This window comes from Ruegeria sp. CDSA221, from assembly GCF_059611825.1.
Map to the genome: position 1 here is coordinate 1 of NZ_JBXWPK010000022.1, position 23445 is coordinate 23445.

The 23445-nt window shown below is 51.4% G+C and carries 21 protein-coding genes; 1 reads left to right on the plus strand and 20 read right to left on the minus strand.

Going from position 1 to position 23445, the window contains the following annotated elements:
- Positions 1-329: 329 nt before the first annotated feature.
- The 19 genes from AC2FJ5_RS20480 to hutI all read right to left on the minus strand — a co-directional run bounded on the left by AC2FJ5_RS20480 (position 330) and on the right by hutI (position 21406).
- Entirely contained in the window at positions 330-1535 is a 1206-nt protein-coding gene (locus AC2FJ5_RS20480) for an NAD(P)/FAD-dependent oxidoreductase (RefSeq protein ID WP_496794439.1), read from the minus strand.
- 16 nt (positions 1536-1551) lie between these two features.
- Complete coding sequence (locus AC2FJ5_RS20485; protein WP_496774836.1) at positions 1552-1761, minus strand: ATP-binding cassette domain-containing protein; 210 nt, start codon at positions 1759-1761, stop codon at positions 1552-1554.
- 4 nt (positions 1762-1765) lie between these two features.
- Positions 1766-2920, minus strand: coding sequence for an ABC transporter ATP-binding protein (locus AC2FJ5_RS20490; protein WP_496794440.1), 1155 nt, complete (start codon positions 2918-2920; stop codon positions 1766-1768).
- Positions 2921-2969: 49 nt separating this feature from the next.
- Complete coding sequence (locus tag AC2FJ5_RS20495; RefSeq protein WP_496774838.1) at positions 2970-3611, minus strand: glutathione S-transferase family protein; 642 nt, start codon at positions 3609-3611, stop codon at positions 2970-2972.
- Positions 3612-4004: 393 nt separating this feature from the next.
- The gene (locus tag AC2FJ5_RS20500; RefSeq protein WP_496774839.1) at positions 4005-4946 is read right to left on the minus strand and encodes a LysR substrate-binding domain-containing protein; all 942 of its coding nucleotides are present in this window, start codon (positions 4944-4946) and stop codon (positions 4005-4007) included.
- 181 nt (positions 4947-5127) lie between these two features.
- Positions 5128-5805 (minus strand): DUF1028 domain-containing protein, encoded by a 678-nt coding sequence (locus tag AC2FJ5_RS20505; protein ID WP_496774840.1) that lies wholly within the window; start codon positions 5803-5805, stop codon positions 5128-5130.
- A gap of 73 nt (positions 5806-5878) precedes the next feature.
- On the minus strand, positions 5879-6295 hold the full coding sequence (locus tag AC2FJ5_RS20510; protein WP_496774841.1) for a RidA family protein: 417 nt from the start codon (positions 6293-6295) through the stop codon (positions 5879-5881).
- A gap of 71 nt (positions 6296-6366) precedes the next feature.
- The gene (locus AC2FJ5_RS20515; RefSeq protein WP_496774842.1) at positions 6367-7659 is read right to left on the minus strand and encodes a flavin-containing monooxygenase; all 1293 of its coding nucleotides are present in this window, start codon (positions 7657-7659) and stop codon (positions 6367-6369) included.
- Positions 7660-7986: 327 nt separating this feature from the next.
- Positions 7987-9021 carry a YeiH family protein gene (locus tag AC2FJ5_RS20520; protein WP_496794441.1) on the minus strand — a complete coding sequence of 345 codons (1035 nt, stop codon included), beginning with the start codon at positions 9019-9021 and terminating at the stop codon, positions 7987-7989.
- Positions 9022-9230: 209 nt separating this feature from the next.
- Complete coding sequence (locus AC2FJ5_RS20525) at positions 9231-10082, minus strand: NmrA family NAD(P)-binding protein (protein ID WP_496794442.1); 852 nt, start codon at positions 10080-10082, stop codon at positions 9231-9233.
- An 82-nt stretch (positions 10083-10164) separates the two neighbouring features.
- Positions 10165-11655 (minus strand): aldehyde dehydrogenase, encoded by a 1491-nt coding sequence (locus AC2FJ5_RS20530; RefSeq protein WP_496794443.1) that lies wholly within the window; start codon positions 11653-11655, stop codon positions 10165-10167.
- Between the two features lie 361 nt (positions 11656-12016).
- Positions 12017-13171, minus strand: a complete 1155-nt coding sequence (locus AC2FJ5_RS20535; protein WP_496787520.1) for a hypothetical protein — start codon at positions 13169-13171, stop codon at positions 12017-12019.
- A gap of 736 nt (positions 13172-13907) precedes the next feature.
- Positions 13908-14504 (minus strand): helix-turn-helix domain-containing protein, encoded by a 597-nt coding sequence (locus AC2FJ5_RS20540; RefSeq protein WP_496774847.1) that lies wholly within the window; start codon positions 14502-14504, stop codon positions 13908-13910.
- A complete protein-coding gene (locus AC2FJ5_RS20545; protein WP_496774848.1) occupies positions 14497-15462 on the minus strand; it encodes an isopenicillin N synthase family dioxygenase in 966 nt (321 codons plus the stop codon). The genes AC2FJ5_RS20540 and AC2FJ5_RS20545 overlap by 8 nt, the downstream gene beginning before the upstream one ends.
- Before the next feature lie 49 nt (positions 15463-15511).
- Positions 15512-16102: a peroxidase-related enzyme gene (locus AC2FJ5_RS20550; RefSeq protein ID WP_496787629.1), complete on the minus strand. Its 591-nt coding sequence runs from the start codon at positions 16100-16102 to the stop codon at positions 15512-15514.
- A gap of 84 nt (positions 16103-16186) precedes the next feature.
- Positions 16187-17857, minus strand: a complete 1671-nt coding sequence (gene hutU, locus AC2FJ5_RS20555) for a urocanate hydratase (protein ID WP_496774850.1) — start codon at positions 17855-17857, stop codon at positions 16187-16189.
- An 11-nt stretch (positions 17858-17868) separates the two neighbouring features.
- Positions 17869-18672, minus strand: a complete 804-nt coding sequence (hutG, locus tag AC2FJ5_RS20560) for an N-formylglutamate deformylase (protein WP_496794444.1) — start codon at positions 18670-18672, stop codon at positions 17869-17871.
- A complete protein-coding gene (gene hutH, locus AC2FJ5_RS20565; RefSeq protein ID WP_496774865.1) occupies positions 18669-20201 on the minus strand; it encodes a histidine ammonia-lyase in 1533 nt (510 codons plus the stop codon). The genes hutG and hutH overlap by 4 nt, the downstream gene beginning before the upstream one ends.
- 2 nt (positions 20202-20203) lie before the next feature.
- Complete coding sequence (gene hutI / locus AC2FJ5_RS20570) at positions 20204-21406, minus strand: imidazolonepropionase (protein ID WP_496774852.1); 1203 nt, start codon at positions 21404-21406, stop codon at positions 20204-20206.
- A gap of 87 nt (positions 21407-21493) precedes the next feature.
- Here hutI and AC2FJ5_RS20575 point away from each other — a divergent pair, with 87 nt between their 5' ends.
- Positions 21494-22858, plus strand: coding sequence for a formimidoylglutamate deiminase (locus AC2FJ5_RS20575; RefSeq protein ID WP_496774853.1), 1365 nt, complete (start codon positions 21494-21496; stop codon positions 22856-22858).
- Here AC2FJ5_RS20575 and AC2FJ5_RS20580 read toward each other — a convergent pair.
- Positions 22855-23409: a HutD/Ves family protein gene (locus tag AC2FJ5_RS20580; protein WP_496774854.1), complete on the minus strand. Its 555-nt coding sequence runs from the start codon at positions 23407-23409 to the stop codon at positions 22855-22857. The two genes, AC2FJ5_RS20575 and AC2FJ5_RS20580, sit on opposite strands and share 4 nt — an antisense overlap.
- Positions 23410-23445: the final 36 nt, after the last annotated feature.

The window sequence follows — 23445 nt, forward strand, 5'->3', positions numbered from 1 at the left end:
CAGACTGCGGAATTTTGCTCCGCGACGGTCAGATCATCCGACCGATTCCGTGGGTATTTTGCCTCCGGGATTCACAGAAAGTGTCATAAGGTTGAAACAGTCTTACTGCATTATCTCCAATAACCAAAATTCCTAAAATGACAAGTTACCTGTCCATTTTTTGGCTTTAGGTTTGCTGAAATCATGCTTCTGAAAACTAAACTTTTCGGGATGTTATCGGTGGAGTAGCTAGGCAAACAAGTAATGAACGACGCGTTTGTCGCTTATCCTGAACAACTCATATTAGAGTGAACGTGGGCCATTCGATGCATACCGATTTACACCTTTGGTCATAACAGTGCCTTTAGCACAGTTTCTGGCGCTGCGATAACGCCCGGGTCTGGCGACTTTCCCGCCTCGATTAATCGCTTGCCGACCATGTAATCACGCGGTGCATTCATGGCATCTACCGCCAACAGGGTAGCGCCGAGATAGTACCAATGAGATCTCGTATCCGGACGGGCGCCTGCACGGGTGACAACATGGTCATAGCCACCATTTAGTCCTGCAATCTGTAGTTTGACATCATACTGATCCGACCAAAACCATGGCTTGGCTTCATAAGGTGCTTTGCTTCCTAATACATTGGCAGCTACGGCTTCGGCCTGTTCAATGGCATTGGGCACACTTTCCAGCCGAATTTGTGATGACCCTATCGGAAAAGACGCGCAATCGCCAGCAGCCCAAATATGTGCGGCAGACGTTTGGCCGTAGGCATCGGTCTTGATGCCGTTGTCGATTGTCAGTCCTGCTGCTTCTGCCAAGTGCGTATTGGGTCGAATACCAACCCCGGCGATGACGAAATCAACATTCAGAACTTGACCGTCACTCAAGCGTGCTTCTGACACTTTTTCTGCGCCGATCAATTCGCTTAACCCGACCCCTTCAAGGATACGTACACCGTGGCGGTGATGCAGGTTTCGAAAGTAATCCGCCGTTTGTGGAGCAGCGACACGCTTTAAGATACGTTCTGCCATTTCGACCACGGTTACGTTTAAGCCAAGTTTGGTTGCTACAGCAGCGGCTTCTAATCCGATGTAGCCACCGCCGACAATAAGCACATGTCGCCCTGCGCAAAATTCGGGAGCCATTGCATCAATATCTGCAAGCGTGCGCACACAGAAAACGCCACCTAAATTGCCGCCAATCGCCGCCGGCAAACGGATCGGGGTGGAACCAGTGGTCAACACCAACTCATCATAACGCAATGTTTCATCAGCAAGGGTGACACTGCGCAGGTGGGGATTAATCTGACGTGCAGGTGCACCTAGTTGCAACGTGATATGCGCTTCGTCATACGCAATTTGCGGTTTTAGGAACAACCGTTCACGGGCTATGTCGCCTAAAAGGTATGCTTTTGACAGCGGAGGGCGTTGATAGGGTAAGTCAGGCTCGTCGCCAATCAAGGTGATGGGTCCCGCATGGCCAAGTTCGCGTAGTTTGAACGCAAGTGTAGTTGCCGCTTGTCCTGCGCCAATAAGAACTACGTGGGTCATGGTCAATTCTCCCGTTTCATTGCGAGCGGGTAAGATCCTCACCCGCCAAGCTGAACGAACCGGTGGTGGCAGTTTCTACAAAAGAAAGCATCCGGCAAAGGGTACTTTTCCCGGCACGTGACGGGCGGGTAATCGCAAGGATTTTACCGGGCTGAACCGTCAGGTCGATGTCATTGACCGCAATTTCATCGCCGAAAGTTTTGGTAAGAGATCTAGTGTCCAGCATTGACCTATCGACCCCCTGCATCTGAATTTAGTCGGTTGAGGTTTTGACCCGAAATCTTGCTGAACAAGCAAAGATCATCAGGATTGAATGCCAGTCGAACGTGATCGCCTTTACGCAGTGATGCCGACGTCCCGTCATCCAGATCAGCAAATATCCGAAGCGGATCGGCTACGATTTCGCGTGACTTAGTTTCCAACACGATCATGTTCGTGTCACCTCGGTGTTCTCGAAAGAAAACATTTCCTTCAAATTCACCTTGAGGTTTGGCAGCCTTGGTGGTCTTGGCAATGCGCATTCTTTCAGGCCGCAAGCCAGCAACCACTTCAATCTCGCCCCTTTGACGCAAAAGCTTTGTCAACTCGGCGCTAAGCGGGGATGCCCAACCGCTGCCAAGAAGTGTCAGATCACCGTTTTGATCGGTCACCGTTGCATCCAGCAAATTCATCGGCGGCTCCCCGATGAAGGTCGCCACAAAGGTGTTTGCTGGATTGTCATAAAGCTCTTGAGGGGACCCAAGCTGCTGCAACACACCTTGGTTCATGACAGCCACTCTATCGGCCATGGCAAATGCTTCGGTTTGATCATGGGTGACCAGAATAGACGTTAGATTCTGAGATTGCTGCAGGTGACGAATTTCAGTTCTAAGTCGGATCTTCTGATCTGCATCCAAATGACTGAGCGGTTCATCAAACAAGATGACATTTGGCTCACGGATCAACGCACGACCAATTGCGATCCGCTGTTGAGCGCCACCACTAAGCTTTTTGACGTTCATATTGCGCAAATCATTGAGATGCAGCAAATCTAGCATTTCGTTGACGGCCGCCTTGATTTCCGCGTTAGGCAACCCCCGAATGCGCAGTGAGAAGGCTATGTTTTCAAAGACGGATAGATGCGGATAGAGGGCGTAATCCTCAAAAACCATCGCGATATTTCGCTCACCCGGCCCGAGGTGTGAAACTTCGCGATCTCCGAATTTAATGCTGCCACCCCTGATATCGTTAATGCCCGCCATCATCGACAATGTGGTTGTCTTGCCGCATCCTGATGGACCCAATAGCGCCAACATCTGCCCACTTTCACAGGATAGATTTAGATTATCAACGGCCTGAAAATCACCGTATGATTTCGACACGCCACTAAGACAAACCTCGGTCATTTTGTTACCTTTGAATAAAGAAGTGAGTGGAAATCTTTAGTGCGCTTCATCACGAAATACTCTGTAGCCAAGCTACATTTGCAGATCGGACAGTTTCGCTTATGCGGCCGATAACCGGGTCTGCGTTAACTGCCGCACGCCATACCGAAACCTTTTCTCCGTATGAAGGTGCGCGTCCGAAAAGCGGCATCAAAAGATCCGCCATGATGAACGCTCCGGGAAAGGCCAGATCCGGCAACGAAATCTCTTTTCCGCACATAAAAGGATCTGGATCAAAGAGGCGCTCGAGCATATCCAGATAGGCTTGGAATTGATCCAGAGACGCATCAACAACGCCCATGTCGCGCGTCTGTTCGTTGATGTGTGGGAAGACGCCTCGAATGTGGGGCTCTAACCACATGTCGTGATAACGACACAGGAATCTTTGGCGGGCGCGCTGAACCGGATCAGCCGAAAGCAAAGGGTGTTCGGGATAAGCATCTTCGATGTAGTTCGCGATTACATCCGACTCACCAATACAAAGGTCGCCGTCCACAAGCCCGGGAATTGTGCCAAGCGGCACCAGCTTTTTCCACTCGGGCGTTCCGTACCCACCTGGTGGTTCTTTTAGTGTGTAGCTCAGTCCCTTCAAATCCAACTGCATCTGGATTTTGGCACTGTAGGTACTAAATGGGAGTGAGTAAAGTATCACGCGACGTCTTCCCGATTATGACTCGTCTCTCTTTTTCGACGGAGTATGTCTTAATGTTTGATCCCATTTTTGAGATCGGACCGGATTCAATATTTTCCAACCTTCGGAATACGATATTCACCAAAGTACTGGAGTCTTGGGATGTTTGCGGATGGATACAGGTCCCCTCTGTCATCCAGCACTTAGCGTGCTCTGAAACAGCCTACTTTCATAGAAACCTTCGGAGAAACAATGGAAAAACGATTCATTAGTTCATGTTTTTTGAACTGGGAGCGTTGAAAACCAATAGGTTACAATCGAAATCCTTATGCCTGTCGGCCAGAGTGGGAAAGTTTCAAGATTGGATTGGTGCAGAACACGCGCGTCAAAGCCGAGTCTGCGTCATTTCAAGTTCTATCCGCTCGGTTCGGATACAACTAATCGTTGAATAACTTGGTCCGTAAGATGTTCACGGCAATAGTCAATGAATGCCTTCAAAGTCAGAACGTTCTCAGCATTTTCACTTGTCACAAGCCCCATATTGAGCGACCTAACATCCCCAACAATCGGTATGAAGCGCAAGTTTTGACCATCGGATGCAACATTAGAGACCGGCCGAATGTTAGCGATAGAATACCCAAAATTGTTTGCTACAAGACTGCGCATCACGGCCATATCGCTTGTACGTTCGGCAACGAGAGGTTTGACTTTGGCATTATGAAAAAGCGACAGAAAATAATCCATACTCAATGGAAGATCGTGCAAGACCATTGGATACTTATGAAGTTCCTTGATCATCACAGTATCGCGTTCTGCTAGAGGATGCGTCTTACTTGTCAACGCAAAGGGTGGCAGTTCAACCAAGGGTACAAATTGCAAATCTGGTGGAATATCTAAATCATAGGTAAGCGCTACATCAATCTCTGCTTCGCGGAGCATATTGAAGAGTTCAATTTGGTCACGTTCGAGCTGATTGACTTTGACATCTGGATATCGATCTTCAAATTCTCGACGTAAACCCGGAACGATAATACGTGCGAATGTCAAAAGGCAGCCTATCGTTAGTGGTCCCTGAACTTTACCAGTAATCTCACTCGCCAAATGCGTCAGCGATACTGCAGATGTCAGTAACGCTTTGGCTGGCACGATGAACTGTTTGCCTGCCTGTGTCAGCGATAAACCGTGAGCATGCTTGCGTACGAAAAGTTGGAAACCAAAATCTGCCTCCAGCTGTGAAATGGCTGACGATATGGAAGGCGACGATGCGTTCAGATTTCTTGCCGCAGCAGAAATCGATCCTGCCTCACCCACAGCAACGAAATATTCGAGCTTCCTCAGTGTAACACGCAAAGTCATGTCAACGAAGTAGCACCAAATCCGTCCTTTGCAAGGACTAACACCAAAATTGACGGGCCGAACAAGGCGCTTTTTACCAGCGTCCTGGTTGTTAAACTCCACTGCTCTCGCGGTCGCTAACTATAGATTAAAATGGCTTAACAAGTGTTGATACGGTTTGAACAATCGCGACCGCCGGCGGTCACTTGTCGCCCGGGACGCCATAAGATGGTGCCATCTGCGGATCGAGCGCACGTTGAGTATAGGCGTCCATCTGTGGTTTATAAATTTCCCAAAGTGTTGCAATGGTTTCGATCGGGCAGGTGTCCTGGTTCCAGTCGCAGCGCAGGTCGGCTATTGGCCAACTTACGTTATCAACGATTTTCATACCGGCCGAGTGGACTGGCCCTGCTTCGCCGCCCGCGGCCAATCCCGCGCGCATTGCAGCTATCAACCGATCACCAATATGACCTGTAGAAGAAAGGAACCCATCTACAATTGCCTGCGGAACGCCGTCGTTGTTGAGCATGTTGCCACCCGACGCCACGTTCTGCTCACGTGCCTGAGTCCAGATGCCAAGGCTTTTCGGCCCGGAATGAATCGCGGTTTTTCCCACAGCATCCACAGCCAGAATCTGCCTGTATTCAGTAAATCTACTGCGGGCTTTTGCTTCCTCCACAGCCTGTTCGGCAGTCATTCCCGCCTCCATCAGATCCAACGTAAGAGGGCCAAGACTTGGGTCGGTGACGTTTTGTGTCGCTACAGCTCCAACTCCGGCCCGGGCAAAAGAGCACCGTGCCGCAACAGCCGGAGAAGACGACGAAACCGCCAAACCGAACATGCCTGTGTCCACACAGCGCGCAACCAGCGAGAATGTCATAATATCTTCCTATGATTTGGTTGTGGCCAGGTCGACGTTTTCCGCGAGCATGGCATTTTGTCTAGCTTAGAGATCAGTCCGGAATAACGGCGGTGCCATCAATTTCGACCAACCAATCGGGTCGGGCCAATGCTTGTACAACGAGGCCTGTAGAACATGGATGAACGCCTTTGATGTATTCTCCCATTGTGCGGTAAACATCTTCGCGGTGGCGCACATCGGTAATATAGACGACCACCTTCACCAGATGTTCCATGCCGCCACCTGCCTCTTCAATAAGCTGTTTGATGTTTTGCATCACCTTGTGGGTCTGTTCTACGGGATCATGGCTTTCGATATTCTTCGCATCGTCCAAATTTTGGGGACATTGACCGCGCAAATAGACGGTCTTGCCACCGCTTGTGACAACTGCCTGACACAGATCATTGTCGAGTTTTTGTTCGGGATAGGTCTTCTTGGTATTAAATTTCCGAATTCGAGTATGTGCCATTTGGCGCTCCGTCTTTTTGTTTTCGAGATCAGCTCTGCAGAAAGGGTAGGGTGCTCGATCTGGCGAACCGTTTATGTGGCAACAGGGAGTTCAGGCGAATTCAGTTCCCGCTCTGATATGCTGGCATAGGCCTGGTAATGGCGCTTCGTCGCAATTTGATCCGCGATGTGTTTGGCGTCATGCCAAACACCCCAGATGAATGTTGATCCACGACGCGACTGCCAAGGCAGGCCAAGGAAATAGATTCCCGGCGCCGTTGACACTCCGCGCTGATGTATCGGCGTGCCTCTTTCGTCGAATGTGTCTGCCTTGATCCAAGAAAAATCCTGACGGAACCCCGTGGCCCAGACAATGGACGTGATCCCCTCGGCTACAAAATCCAACTCGCGGATCGGCGTTGTCACGCACTCAGGCTCTGGCCACGCTTTGCGCGCATCGGGTTCTTCCGGAAGGTCAATCCCGGTGCTTTTGACATAGGCATCGGCCGCATCAAGCATCTGATGATAATTGGCGTCACCATTTGCGATGTTGGTTTTCAGATCACCTGCAAAGGTCAGTTTTCCATCGTCATGGGTTTGCGACATGCCAAGTAGAGTTACTCCTTCATTTGCAAGACGGCGGAAATCCATGGTCTGGCCCCCATAAGCACCACTGACCGAGATCGTGACATGTTCTTTGCCCGGCTCCATCGCTGGCACATCCCAAAGCCCAAGCACACCCAACCACCAGCAAAAGTCACGGCCACGATAGGCCCGTGGAGGGCGATCATGTGGCCCCACGGACAAAAACACTTTGCGCCCGGCACGGTTCAATTCATCGGCAATCTGTGCCCCGGAAGACCCGGCACCCACAACCATCACGGCGCCTTCTGGCAATTGCTTTGGGTTGCGATAATGGAAGGAATGTATTTGATGAACCGGAGAATCTTCGGGCACAATTGGCGGAATGACCGGTTGTTGAAATGCACCTGTAGCAGCCACGATGCGGGTTGCTTCGATCACACCGTCAGAGGTTTCAACGCGGTAACCTTCTTTGCCCGAAAGCGGTTCTGCCTTGATAACCTCGACTCCGGTGCTGACTGGCGCCTTGATCATCTTTGCATAGTCGTTCAGATAATCCGCGACTTGTTCTTTTGGGACGAATGCATCTTGGTCATGGCTTTCAAACTCTAAGTTGGGAAAACGGTCGTGCCAAGCTGGCCCATTCGCAACCAGTGAATCCCAGCGACCCGTGCGCCATGCTTCGGCCACGCGGTTCTTTTCAAGAATAAGGTGTGGCACACCATTGTTACGTAAATGTTCGCTCAGGGCGATACCTGCCTGCCCGGCACCAACAACCAGTGTATCTATCTTCCTAATTGACATGTTCGAATTCCTAATAGGTGTTGATTGTCATTTTTCGTCATGCGGGCGGATTGAAACCTTGCAATTCCTCCGTCTCATTCCAGCTCAGCGAAAGTATTGATCTGCGTCCTGCAAAGGCGCGGTACAGTTCCTTTTCCACTTAAGAATTGCAGCGTGTTTGCCACCACATTTTCACGCATGCGGTTGGACGCAGCTGGCTTTCATGAGCTTGTGAATAGTGAATTTCATATTCTTACGGACTGCGAAATTACTATATCACTTATCCCAAGTTCGGTTTCTTTGAACCTTATCGGACCAAACGGATACGACATCAGACGCTGTCTGCACCTACTGGGCCATCAGTCTTTGCCCGACGAGGACGAATATCGCGATGAGAGCGGTTTCTGCGACAATGATGCCGATGGCTTGGTGTCCGACACTCAAAATTGGCTTTATCGACGTCTTCATACCCACGGCCGCGATGGCAACAAGAAGTGACCATCGCGACAAGTCGGAAAAAAGCTCCACCAGCAACAGCGGCAATAGATCAAAGGAATTCAAGGTTGCAAGCGCCAGGAACCCCAAAAGGAAGTGGGGGATAAGTGGGGGGCGTTCATCCGTGGCACCCCATTGCTCTGCATTGCCAGCCCGTTGCGCGAGCGAGATCAAGATAACAAGTGGGGCAAGAAGGGTTACCCGAAACAGTTTGACCAGTGTCGCAGTTTCGCCGGCTTCCTGAGAAACGGTGAACCCTGCGCCAACGACCTGCGCGACATCATGAATAGTGCCGCCAAAAAACACCCCGGTTTCGGTATCGGTGAGGTCTATAAAATCGGCAATCACCGGATAGGCAATCATTGCCAAAGTACTTAAGACGGTGACGCAGAGAATGGTGAACAGTAGATTTCGGTCAGAGTTCTCGTTTCTTGGAAGAACGGCGGCGATAGCAACGGCTGCAGATGCACCGCAGATCGCCACTGATCCACCGGTCAGCAACCCAAACCGCCAACCTCGACCAAGAAGCCGGGCCAAGAGCAAACCAAAAAGAATTGTCACCACCACGGCCGCTAAGACCAAAATGACGTTTGACGCACCTACTTCGGCCAGTAGCCCAAAACTGATACGAGCCCCCAAAAGTGCGACACCTATCCGAAGGACCGTTTTGGCCGCGAATGTTATCCCGGCTGAACAGCTTTCTTCCTCGGACAGAAAATTAAGTGCAATCCCCAGCAGCAAGGCCATCAGCATTGCGGGCGAGCCATACTGCCGCGCTAAATATTCCGCAGCGACGGCCACAACAATCGCAACGATAAAGCCATGAAACAGCCCTTCCTTGGCAACTATTCGCGATTTCAGGTCGGGGTAAAGTTCATTGGCTTTCATGGTGCTGCCTTGTGGCCCTCAGAATGCAAGATTCCCGTCAAGGCGCTTCGGAAAACACTCGGATCAAGCATTTTACGAAGCACTATACCGAAGATGTTGGCGGTTTGAACTTGCCGGAACGCGGTGCTTGAAGAGCAATTTGTTCCCGGCAAGCCAGTTGATTTGGTGCCCCGCGCCCACGTTACCCTGAGACAGCGAGGCCAAAGGCCTTAGCTGGCCCAGCGTTCGGCGTTGTTCTCTACGAACTGCTTGAATGTAACGGGTTGGCGACCTAGCACTTTCTCGACAGTGTCCGTCACTTCTTCGGCGTGACCCTTCACAACCGCTTGGTTCAGGCTGAGCATGAAGTCGACAATAAACGGCGGAAACTGCATGTTGGTCATTGCTTCAACTGCAGCGTCGTCTGACACGGCTACATATTGTGACTGCTTGCCCAACACTTCATTCATAGTCGAGACGGCATCCGCGTATGACAGGTTTTCGCGACCCGTAATTGTCAACGTTTGCGATTTGTATTTTTCTGGTTCTTGAAGAGCCGCCGCAATAACAGCCGCGATATCGTTGATGTCCACCCAGCCAATCTTGCCATCAGCTGCTGGCAGGTAGATCGTGCCATTATTGTAGTCATTGCCATAAAAGTTGAAAAAGTTCTGCATGAAGAACTGCGGCGCAACAATCGTGTAGTCAATGCCACACGCCCGCAGGTCATTATCGGTTGCGCCTAACAGGCCCGGAGCCTTCAAAGATGCATCTTTTCGTGCAAGAGACGTGCTAAGCCGGACAATATGTGTCACGTCGCTTTTATTGGCAGCGGCAAGAAAGTTTTTGCCCCACTGCACCATGTCAGGGTCCGTCGGAATGACCATGAGTACTTTGGAAATTCCTTCCAGAGCACTTTCGAGTGACTCTGGGTTTGCAAAGTCCATTTTTCTGGATTCGACACCATCAATCGTTTCCTCGAACACCCCTGCAACGACGTCAACATTTTGTTGGCGCAATTGCGCAAGTACGTGGCTGCCTACGTTGCCGTCGGCAGTCGTGATCAGAATTTTATCGCTCATTGGGATATCCTCTAGTGGGTTGGTGGTTATGATGGCCGCCCTGTTGGACAGTGATCAGGCCTGAAGTATTGTGTTCTTGTTATCAGTATTTGACCCAGACGGTTTTCAGGGCCGTGTACTTATCAAGGGCATGCAATGACAAATCACGCCCGTTCCCGGATTGCTTGATGCCACCAAAAGGCGTCATAACAGACAACGCATCAACGGTGTTCACACACACGGTTCCTGCGCGCAGTGCGTCGGTAAGCCGGTGCGCTCGTGACAGATCGTTGGTCCAGACCGAGGCAGACAATCCATAGATTGTATCGTTGGCAATTCTTATTGCCTCTTTCTCATCGTCAAAAGGAATGATCGCCAGAACAGGGCCGAAAATCTCTTCGCGGGCGATGGTCATATCATTGTCTACATCCGCAAAGATTGTTGGCATGATAAAGTTGTCCGAAGTGCCAACGCTGACCCTCTCGCCACCGAATTTCAACGTTGCTTCTTTGCGACCCGTTTCGATGTATTCCATGATGCGGTCCGTTTGGCGTGAATCAACAATCGCACCCATTTTAGTGGCAGGATCGAATGGATTGCCGGGCATGCGTTTTGCGGCACGTTCGACAACCATCTCAGTCAGACGTTCAACAAGCGGGCGTTCAACCAGCAACCGGGAATTGGCCGAACAGATTTCGCCTTGATTGAAGAACACGCCCTCTGCGGCCATATCTGCAACCGCATCCAAATCTGAAACGTCAGCAAAAACGATGTTCGGGCTTTTTCCGCCACATTCCGCCCAGATGGGCTTCATGTTCGACTGACCTGAGTATTCAAAGAAATATTTGCCAACTTCGGTCGACCCGGTAAAACCGAGGCAATCCACATCCATATGCAGCCCAAGCGCTTTACCTGCTGTGTGTCCAAAGCCTGGGACAACATTGAACACACCATCAGGAATGCCGGCTTCTGCGGCCAGTTCTGCCAGTTTCAGCGCAGTGAGCGGCGATTGTTCTGCGGGCTTAAGTACGATGGAGTTCCCTGCCGCTAGTGCAGGGGCCGCCTTCCATGTCGCCATGTTGAATGGTGAATTCCATGGCGTCACTAAGCCAATCACGCCCAAGGGTTCACGACGTACCATGGCCAGATCACCCTTGGCGGTTGGTGCGATTTCATCGTAAACTTTGTCGATTGCTTCTGCGTACCACTGCCAAACATAGGCGGATCCGGGGATGTCAATGTTATAGGAGTTGCCAATCGGCTTGCCCATATCAAGAGTTTCCAGCGCGGCAAGTTCTGCCTGATTTTCGAGGATCAATTCCGCCAGACGCAGCAGTATCTCTTTGCGACCACGCGGGGTCATTCCGGACCAAACACCGCTCTCGAATGCGAGTCTTGCTGCTGCGACGGCGAGGTCAATATCTTCTGCATCACCTTCTGCAATCTGGCAGATGACGCTACCGGTAGCCGGGTTCACGCAGTCAAATGTTTTACCGGATGCGGAGTCAACGAATTTGCCATCAATGAAAGCATGTTGATGAGGTGCTAGGGTCGCAGCCAGCGTTTCCCATTCTGTCAGTGTCTTGATAGTCATTATTGATGCCTCTCAATTTTTTGCCCAAATATTGGTGCATTCACAGGGTAAATCGGTAAGCATCAAATGGCCCACGTTCACTCTGGTATGAGTTGATCAGGATAAACGGCAAACGCGTCGTTCATTACTTGTTTGCTTAGCTAATCGACCGATAGCACCCCGAAAAGTTCAATTCTCAGAAGCATGACTTCGGCAAATTCAAAGCTAAACCCAGGACAGAAAACTTGTCATTTTCGAAATCTTGGTCACAGTAAATTGGGCAGTAGATCCATTTTAACCGTATTGCATGCTGGCCTGATCATGAGAGCGATGGACCTATCTTAGCGAATGGCCAAAATGTTCTGTTAGACAGGAACGGAACTCAGTACTCGAGTTTTCCAGAGGGCCCCAGGCCCACTTTTTGGGCTGGGCTGGAAAAGATCCTGGAGATGTAGGGATCACTATCCAAAAGTTCTTTGCCGCCCTCTATGCGCTCTGGGTGCAAAACACCGTCTTCCCACACTGCGACACCATCAAGTTTGACGGTGGGGTCTATAACATTCAGGGAAATTTCCCCGGGCGCATGCGTTCCGCAGGTATGGAAATGCAAAACGCGCGGATTTCCAAATGCACCGTTGCTCCAGCGGTCGAAAAAATCACGGGCCTCGTTGACATAATCACACCCTGGATGAATACCTGCGTGCCACGAATGGATGTAGTTGCGCTCCAGATCAAATAGCTTTGCTACGTGATCGTAGTGCCCTTCAACCGCTTTCACATCTTCGTCGCTGCCTTCGAATTTTGTAATCTGGTGGCCGTCGAAATGAACAAAGATCTTGTCTTTGATCTCACATGCCGGTGGATCGTAAACCTGCGACCCAGTCCCGACCAAAAACCCGACTTGCGCGACCTTACCAGTGAAACCAACCGGAGGGATCGGAGAGAACACAGAAACCGGGAACCGCTTTACGGTAGTTTCACCGCTTTCGTCCGGGAAATTCGCGCCCGGTCCTTTGAAATCTGTACCCTCGGCGCAGGTGACGTGTATCACCCTCGCATTCGAAAACGCGTCATTTACAAGGCCCCTCAGGTTTTCGAATGCTCGATAACTGGCCTGACCAAAAGAGGATCCAAGCATCTGACCGTCCAGGGCATATGACATGATCGAAAACGTCCCTTTCACGCTCTGCCGAAAACGAAGTTGATCGCCCAGGCGCGCGAAGAAAATGACACGATCGAACTTTGACATCTTCTCGGTGAGCGCTGGACTTGGATCTGTGACGACAGGATTAAATGGCAACTCAAGGACTTCGACCTCCTTACATAAACGCTTCGCGACTCTTGAAACTTCTTCAACAGATCGCTCATCGTAATAGCTGTCGCACTCAGGTTCCTTGATGATCAAAACTCTTGTTTCTTGGGTGACCTCACCACAGTTCAGCAGAAGGTTTTCTGCCCCTTTCCGGATATCTTGAATATCAATGTTCATCATGTGGCCTTGTGTAGGATTGCAAGCCGTCTGGTCATTCGCCGTCATCATCATTCTCCATTGGGGTCAAATCGACCAAAAAGCATCGACAAACCAAAACATTTGACAAAACAGAAGGCGGCGGTCGTGATCCATGCCTCGAAAAAGGCACGGGTGGTTGTGACGACTTCCAAGGTTTTGAATGTCAGTTCCTGAGCAGAGATCGGGGATCCGGGCGGGCCGCAACTCACAACATGCTCGCCCGATCCGACCGTGAGGCTTACATTCTTGAGTGCCTGAAACGTACCGTAATGTATATTCATATTTTACGCTCTAATAACGGGAAGAAAAGCACTCATATTGCCTCGTTGCGCATAGTAAATCCACATATAAAGCATATATGTGCATACAAAAATGTCAACAGAAATCATTCCGCCTTTTCTCGCATGATAGGAGATACCCGGTATCCAAAGTCCGAAGGGATGGTGGATTGGTGATCGCATTAAGTTCGGGCTATAAGTCCATGAGAATGCATATGCTGATCAACTCCAATGATTGTGCGGATCAATAGTGTTGCGATAACCAAGTATCTGCCGTTCTGATCAAAGGCCGCCCGATACACCCGCCGCAGATATTAAGATGTAGGTATTGGAACCCGGTTGATGTGCTTTCTAAAGCGTCCTTATACCTGAGACAGGGATAAGGTCAGGCGCCGCGCAACAGTTGAATGCTTCGTGCGCCCTGCCCAAAACCAGTGAGTCAGGTTTTGGGCAAGACGCTTTGGAGCATCGTCAATTATTCGGTGCTACCGAGATTCCGCCTGAACAGAGAGATATTCAAATTTGGGGGTAAGTAATCTTACGAATCCGTGCGGCAGTTCGGAATCAATGGAAAGCGTGTCCCCCTCGACCAATGTCATCTCTATCTTGCCATAGCGGTAGATTGCCTCTCCAGATAGAACCCGCAGGAAAACAACGCCGCGCCCGGTGTAGCTGGGTGGGGACATGTCTTGCCGCGTTAACGTGACCTGAACCGCGGAAAAAAGTAGGTCGACGCGATTGTGGACAGCCAATTGGACAAACTCATGCAGGTGCCCATCTGCCATCCGCGCCGATGGGATACCCTGTCCTGCACGCAGATGGGTAAAGTCACATTGGCGGCTGGTAGTCTCGCCAAACAGCGCCACCAGCGGCACATCCAGAGCTTTCGCCAGCGCATGCAGGGATGAAAGCGAAGCTGACGCAAGTCCATTCTCGATCCGGCTGATCATGGCCGCCGACACAAGGGATTTTTCAGCCAGCGCTTTCGCTGTCATCCCTGATGTTTCTCTGAGCTGTCGAATGGCACGGCCGATGGCCGCGTCAACTTCGGAGCTGCTTTCCTGATTGGTGTCTTCATCCATTTTTATGCGCAAACGCCCGGGCAAACCGCCAATCGAGATAGTCACCGCAGGTTATAGCATCTTGTTTTGGAACATAACCATCCCCGAAAATGTCTTTGGCATCTATGGATGTCTCGGGGTTGGGGTCATAGGCAAGCACGATTGACAGGCGTTCTTTGCCGGTATCATTGATGACCCGGTGAACGGTCGAGTGATAAGCGCCGTCAGTCCATCGCGCCAAAAGATCGCCAACATTGACAATAAGAGTGCCTTCAATCGGTGATGCGTCAAGCCATTCACCGTCCAACCCCTGAACTTGCAAACCGCCGACTGAATCCTGACACAAAACGGTCAGGACGCCGAAGTCGGTGTGCGGTCCAACGCCAAATTGCCCATCGTCGGCACCCTTTTCCTGGGGCGGATAGTAGACAAAAGAGTTTCGGCTGATCGGCTTATCATTGGTTTTGAGGAAGGCGTCTTCCGCAAGCCCAAGACCCATAGCAAAACCACGCATGAGAAGTTCGGCGACATCATGCGCAGCCTTAAAATACTGCATGCACGTTTTTTCCAGGTTCGGTAGGCTCTCTGGCCATTTGTTGACACCACGAAGATTATGGTCAGTCAGGATTTCTGCGCCTTTGTCCTGATATCCCCAAACAAAACTCTCCTTAAGATCCGGCTTTGCATCGTCGTCCATTTTTGCACCACCCGACCCGATCCAGCCGCGATGGTTGTCGGTCACGCGAACTGTCTCCTTGGCATCGGCCGACATGTGGAAAAATTCCAAAGCTGTGGCCCGGGCACTGGAAATCAATTCCTCGGGGATGCCGTGACCCTTGATGTAAATAAAGCCTAGCCCGGTATTTGCCGCGTGCAGAGACCGCGCAACTAATTGTGGATCGCTGCCATCACGCAACGGAGTGATGTCTACAACGGGAATTGTCATTGTGTCGGTTGAAGCTGCTGTTGCGAGAGTCATTGCGATGCGTCCTTTGATAGTTGCAAAGATTGCATCACATGCATATTATTTACTTACATGCAACATCGGTTTTGTAATACCCAACAACATCGCCGCCCGTCGTTACGCCAAGACCGTTCAAAAGACGGTTGGCATAGTTAAAATATCCAATAATTTGATTGGCTTCGAGTATCTCGCCATCATCGACACCCGCATCTTTCAAAGCCTGCACATCGGTCTCAACCATTTTGCCCGGCTTCAAAGTGAGTTTCTCGGCATATTGCAATAAGGCCAATTGCGCGCCTTCAAATGCATCTTCCGGGCGGTGTGCCTGAAGCGCAGCCTCTACCATATCCGCCTTGACATCATCACCAATCAGATGGCGTGCGTTCGACCAATGGTTGGCATAAGAATAGGGGCAAGTATTCAGAGTCGAAACATATGAGCTGATGACCTCCTGAAACCACATCGGAATGGTGTTAGCATTGTCATGCAGGCACGCTCGATAAAGAACAACGTGGCCATTCATCGTTTGCGGCCGCAACGAATGGACGCGCATTACATTGTCAACGGTGCCATGTGGTGTACGGGCGAAATCAAGTGCCGTCTTCAACGTCTCGTCAGCGTCTTCATCGGCGATCATTTTTATCCAAGCGGACATCGGGTAACTCCCTGCTTATTGTGGTGAAAAACAAATACTCAAGCAGCCCGGCAGGCGATATCTGCCAGCCGGATTGTCATGCCCCTAATTTCCAAGAATGGTGGGAAGACGCAGACCTTTTTCGCGCGCACATTCAATTGCATCTTCATAGCCGGCGTCAGCATGCCGCCAAACGCCTGAAGCAGGGTCATTCCACAGCACGCGCTCCAGCCTTTTTGCGGCCTCGTCAGTGCCATCCGCACAGATGACCACGCCAGAGTGCTGGCTAAAGCCCATACCGACTCCGCCGCCATGGTGAATACTGACCCACGTTGCTCCCGAGGCGGTATTGACCAGAGCATTGAGAAGCGGCCAGTCCGATACAGCGTCTGAGCCGTCCTTCATTGATTCTGTTTCGCGGTTTGGAGATGCAACAGAGCCAGAATCCAAATGATCGCGGCCAATGACAACAGGCGCAGACAACTCGCCGCTCTTGACCATTTCGTTAAACGCAAGACCCAGTCGATGACGGTCGCCAAGGCCGACCCAGCAAATCCGGGCGGGAAGACCCTGAAAATTGATCCGTTCGCGGGCCATATCAAGCCAGTTGTGCAAATGGGTGTTGTCAGGCAGCAACTCTTTGACCTTGGCATCAGTTTTGTAGATGTCCTCGGGGTCACCCGACAATGCAACCCAACGGAATGGGCCGACCCCGCGACAAAACAGCGGACGGATGTAGGCGGGCACGAAGCCGGGGAAATCAAAGGCGTTTTCAAGACCTTCTTCCAGCGCCATCTGTCGGATGTTATTGCCATAATCAACGGTCGGAATTCCCATCGCATGGAAATCGCACATCGCCTTAACCTGCACCTTCATGGATGCACGGGCGGCTTTCTCGACTTCTTTAGGCGCGCTTTCCTGCTTTTCTTTCCACTGGCCCATGGTCCAGCCTTGCGGCAGATAGCCGTGAATTGGGTCATGGGCAGAGGTCTGATCCGTAACCATGTCAGGGCGCACACCGCGCTCCACAAGTTCTTTGAAAACATCTGCCGCATTGCCCAGCAAGCCAACTGACTTGACTTCACCAGCAGCGGTCCATTTGTCGATCATCGCCAAGGCTTCGTCCAGTGTTTCGGCCTTCTCGTCGACATAACGTGTTCTCAACCGGAAATCGATGGAATCCGGGTTGCATTCCACGGCTAAACAGCACGCACCCGCCATGACGGCCGCAAGCGGTTGCGCGCCACCCATGCCACCCAGACCGCCGGTCAAAATCCATTTACCTGTCAGGTCACCGCCATAGTGTTGGCGTCCTGCTTCAACGAAGGTTTCATAGGTGCCTTGCACGATGCCCTGACTGCCGATGTAAATCCAAGACCCAGCGGTCATCTGGCCGTACATCATCAGCCCTTTCTTATCGAGCGCGTTAAAGTGATCCCAGTTTGCCCAGTGGGGAACAAGGTTGGAGTTGGCGATCAAGACGCGCGGTGCATCAGCGTGAGTTTTCACAACAGCGACAGGCCGGCCGGATTGCACGATCAATGTCTCATCCGCCTCAAGGTCTTTAAGCGTTGCAACAATTGTATCGAAATCTTTCCAGGTTCGGGCCGCGCGTCCGATACCACCATAGACTACTAGTTCGTGAGGGTTCTCTGCTACATCCGGATGAAGGTTATTCATGAGCATTCGAAGTGGTGCTTCTGTTAGCCAGCTCTTGGCATTCAATTTAGACCCCGTTGGAGGAAAGATATCGCGGGTGTTCTTTCGATCAAGCATGTTTGTCTCCTTCATTTTGTACCGGCCTCGCTAACGGCAAATTCTTCAATCTGTGTAAGTGCCTTTTTCAGATGAACGCGGAGCCTATTTGCGCGCTCAGGCTGATAGGTCCAAGGCGCAGCTTCGTCCATGTAGGATCGCTGCGCGAGTTCCATCTGGATGGAGTGAACCCCTTCAGACGGTCGGCCATAGTTGCGCGTTGTCCATCCCCCCTTAAAGCGGCCGTTCAGGACTTGTTCATGTCCGTCTGCATCTGAGCAGACCGACACGACTGCGTTGGTGATGTTCGCGTCGCAGGTTTCACCACCATTGGTTCCAATCGAAAAGGTTGGCAATGTCCCTTTGAAAAGAAACGGGATTTGGGACCGAATTGAGTGGCAATCATATAATACAGCAATCCCATGCCGTTCCCTCACGCGATCTAGTTGTTGTTGCAATGCCTGATGATAGGGGCTGTGGTATGCATCCTTGCGTGCAACGATTTCGTCTTCTGATGGCTCTTGCCCTGCCTCCCAAATCGCTTCCCCGTCAAAGTCAGTGATCGGACACAAAGTTGTCGTGTTCTGACCGGGATAAAGCGAAGCCCCATTTGGATCGCGATTGGCATCAATGACATATCGATGAGCATTGGATCGCACAGTGGTCGCTTGCGGCAAAAGACCCTCATGCAGCCTTGCAATGTGCCAATCAGTATCATCAAGTCCCTGACCGCGAGGATTAAGTCGCGAAAACACATCATCCGGAACAAACGTCCCACCATGAGGCTGCCCCAGAACAATCGGGCTGTCTCCTTGTGTGACCTCAAAGAGATTCATCCCCACAACTCCGGCATGGCTACCTTTACCGCGTCAAGCAAATCTCCGCGTGAAACCATCTGTGTCGCAATTTGCAAATCTGGAGCCATGTATCGATCTTCGTTCAAAGCGTCGACTTCCGATCTCAATCGTGCACTCGCAGATTGAAGTTCGGGGCTTGATTTCAACGGAGCGCGAAATTCAATGCCTTGAACGGAACACAACAACTCAACGCCAAGAATGGTGCTGAGGTTGTCCATCATTTTCCCAAGACGAACCGCACCGTGTGCTGCCATGCTGACGTGGTCCTCCTGATTGGCGCTTGTCGGTGTGCTGTCGGTAACGCAAGGATTGGCCAGATGCTTATTCTCGCTCATCAATGCGGCAGTGGTAACTTCGGCAATCATCAGCCCAGAATTCAAACCGGGGGCAGGGGTCAGAAACGGGGGCAAATCAAACGAAAGCGTTGGATCAACCATAAGGGCAACCCGCCTCTGAGCGATTGCACCAATTTCAGAGATCGCCAGAGCAATCATATCAGCGGCAAATCCAACCGGTTCGGCATGAAAGTTGCCGCCAGACACGATCTTGTTGGCTTTGGTCAGAACCAGTGGATTATCGGTCGCCGCATTAGCCTCAATTTCGAGGGTCCGCGCAGCTTGACGCAAAACATCCATTGCGGCACCCGTGACCTGCGGTTGGCAACGAATGCAATAAGGGTCCTGAACCCTGTTGTCACCTTCACGATGGCTTTCACGGATTTCTGATCCATCAAGCAGGTCGCGCATACATGTTGCAACTTCTATTTGACCTTGATGGCCGCGAAGGTCGTGAATTTCGGGCTGTAAAGGGGCTGTCGAGCCCATAATCGCATCCGTCGACAGCGCGGACGTGACTAAAGAGGATTGCGCAGCACTCCATGCCCGAAACAGACCCGACAATGCAAATGCTGTCGAAAACTGGGTACCGTTGATAAGCGCCAAACCTTCTTTCGGGCCCAAGATGACGGGCTCCAAACCTGCATTGGTCAGCGCAATGGATCCAGGTAATATTTCGCCCTTATACTCGGCCTCACCTTCACCGATCATGACGGCCGCCATATGCGCCAGAGGCGCAAGATCACCCGACGCGCCGACCGAACCCTGTGCGGGAATAATCGGCGAGACCCCACGCGCTAGCATGCCTTCAAGAAGCGCGATAATGTCCCAACGGACACCCGATGCACCGCGACCAAGTGACAAAAGCTTCAAGGCCATGACCAGTCGTGCATGCGAGCGCGAGATGGGCTCACCGACACCACAGCAATGGCTAAGGATCAAATTTCGTTGAAGCGTGGCCGTGTCTTCGCGCCGGATCTTGAGACTGGCGAGTTTGCCAAATCCAGTATTCACGCCATAGACTGGTGCCTCGCCAGCGGCAACTTCCGCAATTCTACGAGCGGCTTCATCGACGACGTCCCGTGTGCTGTCATGTAGCTTTACAGCCTGTTCTTTCAGAAAAATTTCCTGAAGCTGTGCAAGCGTGGCCGTGCCGGGCCTAAGAGTAATAATGCTCAAAATTCGCCTCCATAAATGCGTTTGTATAGGGGGTTAAAGCCGATACGATAGGATAGCTCGGCAGGGTGTTGGACATTCCAAACGGCAAGATCGGCGCGCATGCCAGTAGACAATGCTCCACGATCCGACAAGCCAAGTGCTGCTGCTGCATGACGCGTCGCACCCAACAGTGCCTCCTCAGGTGTCATCTCAAACAGAGTGCAGCACATATTCATAGTAAGCAGCAATGAGGTCAGTGGGGATGACCCCGGGTTTGAATCTGTGGAAATGGCCATTGGAACGCCGTAGCGGCGCAGTAGACCAACGGGTGGCTTTTGTGTTTCACGGATGGTGTAAAATGCGCCCGGCAAGATGACTGCGACCGTATCTGCTTTCGCCATCGCCTTGACGCCGTCTTCATCCAGATACTCGATATGGTCAGCAGACAATGCACCATATTGGGCGGCAAGTTTTGCCCCCCCAAGATTGGAAAGTTGCTCAGCGTGTAGCTTCAATGGCAACCCAAGCGACTTCGCTTCCTTGAATAGCTCTTCGATCTGATCAGGCAAGAATGCTATGCCTTCGCAAAAGCCATCAACCGAGTCGACCAGGCCTTCATCGTGGGCGGCGTGTAGCGTCGGGATACAAACTTCTTTCATATAGTCGTCCGGGCGGCAGACATACTCAGGTGGAACAGCATGCGCGCCCAAGAAAGATGTTCGTACTCGAACCGGGCGCTCGACTCCAATTCTGCGGGCCACGCGCAACATACGCAGCTCGGTATCCCGATCCAGGCCATACCCGGACTTAATTTCCAAGGTGGCGACACCTTCGCCAATCAAAGTATCTACGAGTGTTAGCGCGTCTTTCAAAAGTTCGTCTTCACTCGCAGCCCGAGTAGCTTTCACAGTCGAGATGATGCCCCCACCCGCACGCGCGACCTCTTCATATGATGCGCCGTTTAAACGCATCTCAAATTCAACGGCTCGATTACCACCCGCTACAAGATGCGTGTGACAATCAATCAGGGCAGGGGTGATCAGGCGCCCGCCGACATCGGTCACCTTGAACTTTCCATATGCTGCAGGAAGTTCTGAGCGATCTCCCACCCAAAGAATGGTGTCGCCGTCCATGGCGATGGCACCGTCATTCAGTAGCCCATATGGATCTTCACCTGACATCGTCGCGACTTGGGAGTTGGTTATGACATGCTGGGTCATTGTGCCATTATCCTCGCATAGTTGTTGCGTCACCGGAATAATTGTATATATTTAATTTTATTATGTCCATTCATAAAGGATAGAAATGTGACAACCATTTTTGCCCGTGAAACCCGCCTCCCTGACCACTGGGGCAAGAATGTCAGTTTGGAGATCGATAATGGGCGCATCTTAAGGGTGTCCGAAGACTCGCAGCCAAACGATTGTGACGTCCGAGTTGATTGTCTGTTACCGGCTCTTGCAAACCTGCACTGTCACACATTCCAGCGGGCGATGGCTGGAATGACAGAATACCGCACAGCCGGAAATGACAGTTTCTGGACTTGGCGGCAACTGATGTACAAGTTCTTGACTCATCTGACTCCAGAAATGTACGAGGCCATCGCCGGGCTAGTTTACATGGAAATGCTTGAAGCTGGATATGCCTCGGTCGGTGAATTCCACTACGTGCATCACCAGCAGAACGGCGGCGCCTATGACGCGCTTGATGAGTTATCGCAACGGATTTTTGCCGCCGCAAATCATACGGGGATCGGTCTGACCCACCTTCCTGTGCTCTACACCTATGGCGGCACAGGGCAAAAGCCACTCGCCGGTGGCCAGTTACGTTTTGGCAATGACGTTGAAACCTTCAATAGATTGGTGGAATGCGCAAAGACTTCAGCACAGCAGATGGATACAGATACTCGTGTTGGCATCGCACCGCATTCATTGCGAGCGACAACACCCGATGATCTTCAGAGTGTTTTGAGCGCGCACCCTACCGGGCCTGTACACATACATATCGCTGAACAACTGCTGGAAGTTGAAGAGATTTCTGGATGGCTGGGTGCGCGACCTGTTGAGTGGCTTCTGAAAAATATGGATGTCACGGATCGCTGGTGCCTGATCCATGCGACCCATATGACCGAAGAAGAGACTGTCTCGATGGCAAATTCCGGGGCGGTTGCAGGCCTTTGCCCAATTACAGAAGCAAATCTTGGGGATGGGCCGTTCAATGGGCCAACCTACCTGAGTAAAGGCGGCGCATTCGGCCTTGGATCTGATTCCAATGTTCGCATCTCCCTCACTGAAGAGTTGCGACAGTTGGAATACTCCCAGCGCCTACGCGACATGGCACGCAATGTCCTTGTTGACGGAAAGGGGTCCACTGGCGAAACACTTTACCTCGGCGCTGCCGCGGGAGGCGCGCAATCACTGGGCCGTGAGAGCGGTGCAATCAGGGTGGGAGCTGTTGCTGATCTGCTTGCGATTGACCGCTCCAACGCGACTCTGTTCGCGCTACAAGACCATCAATTGTTAGATGGACTATGTTTCGCCGCGGGGGATCACGTGATCAAGGAAGTTTGGTCTGCAGGTCGTCACGTCGTTCGCGACGGTCGGCACATCAGAAGAGAGGAAATATTGCGACTCTATAAGGCGTCTATGGAAGAACTTACGGCAGCGCTTTAGGTAATGTAATCAAGAGTGACCAGAAGTAATTCTGTAGTTGAGTGTGTGCCAGCGATTGACACGTTCTGTTCAAACAAAGTGCAGGACCCATCGGGTAATAATTCACCATTCGCGGTTTCTGCTTCGCCACTTGCGCAGTAGAGGGCAAACTCTCGGTTCGTTGAGGGCACCAGAGATCCGACATCCGCCGCGTCAACTTTCTTGACCGTTGCGCTTACTTTGGTCGGGTCATAGATCAAGTTGAAATCCTGCACGACGCTCGAGACTAGAACAGATTCAATTGGCAGCTCACCAGAGAAACGAACCGGCTGGTAGGGACGCGCCAAAATTGTCCCTTCCTCGTGATGCAAATGAATGCCATCGCCGTGAATTACCGTCAGAATTCTCTCCATGGCTGGGAAGACCGAGAAAGGACCATTTGATGAAACTTCTGCGACGCTTAGACGCCAGATAAAGTTGTTTGCGCATCTGCGCACGGCGATTTCGTGAGTTATTCCCCCACCGTTTTTCCATCTTGTAGTAGTGAACTTGGCTGACGGGATTACCTGCATGTACTTGAACCTTGATAATTTGGTTAACTGCGAGCA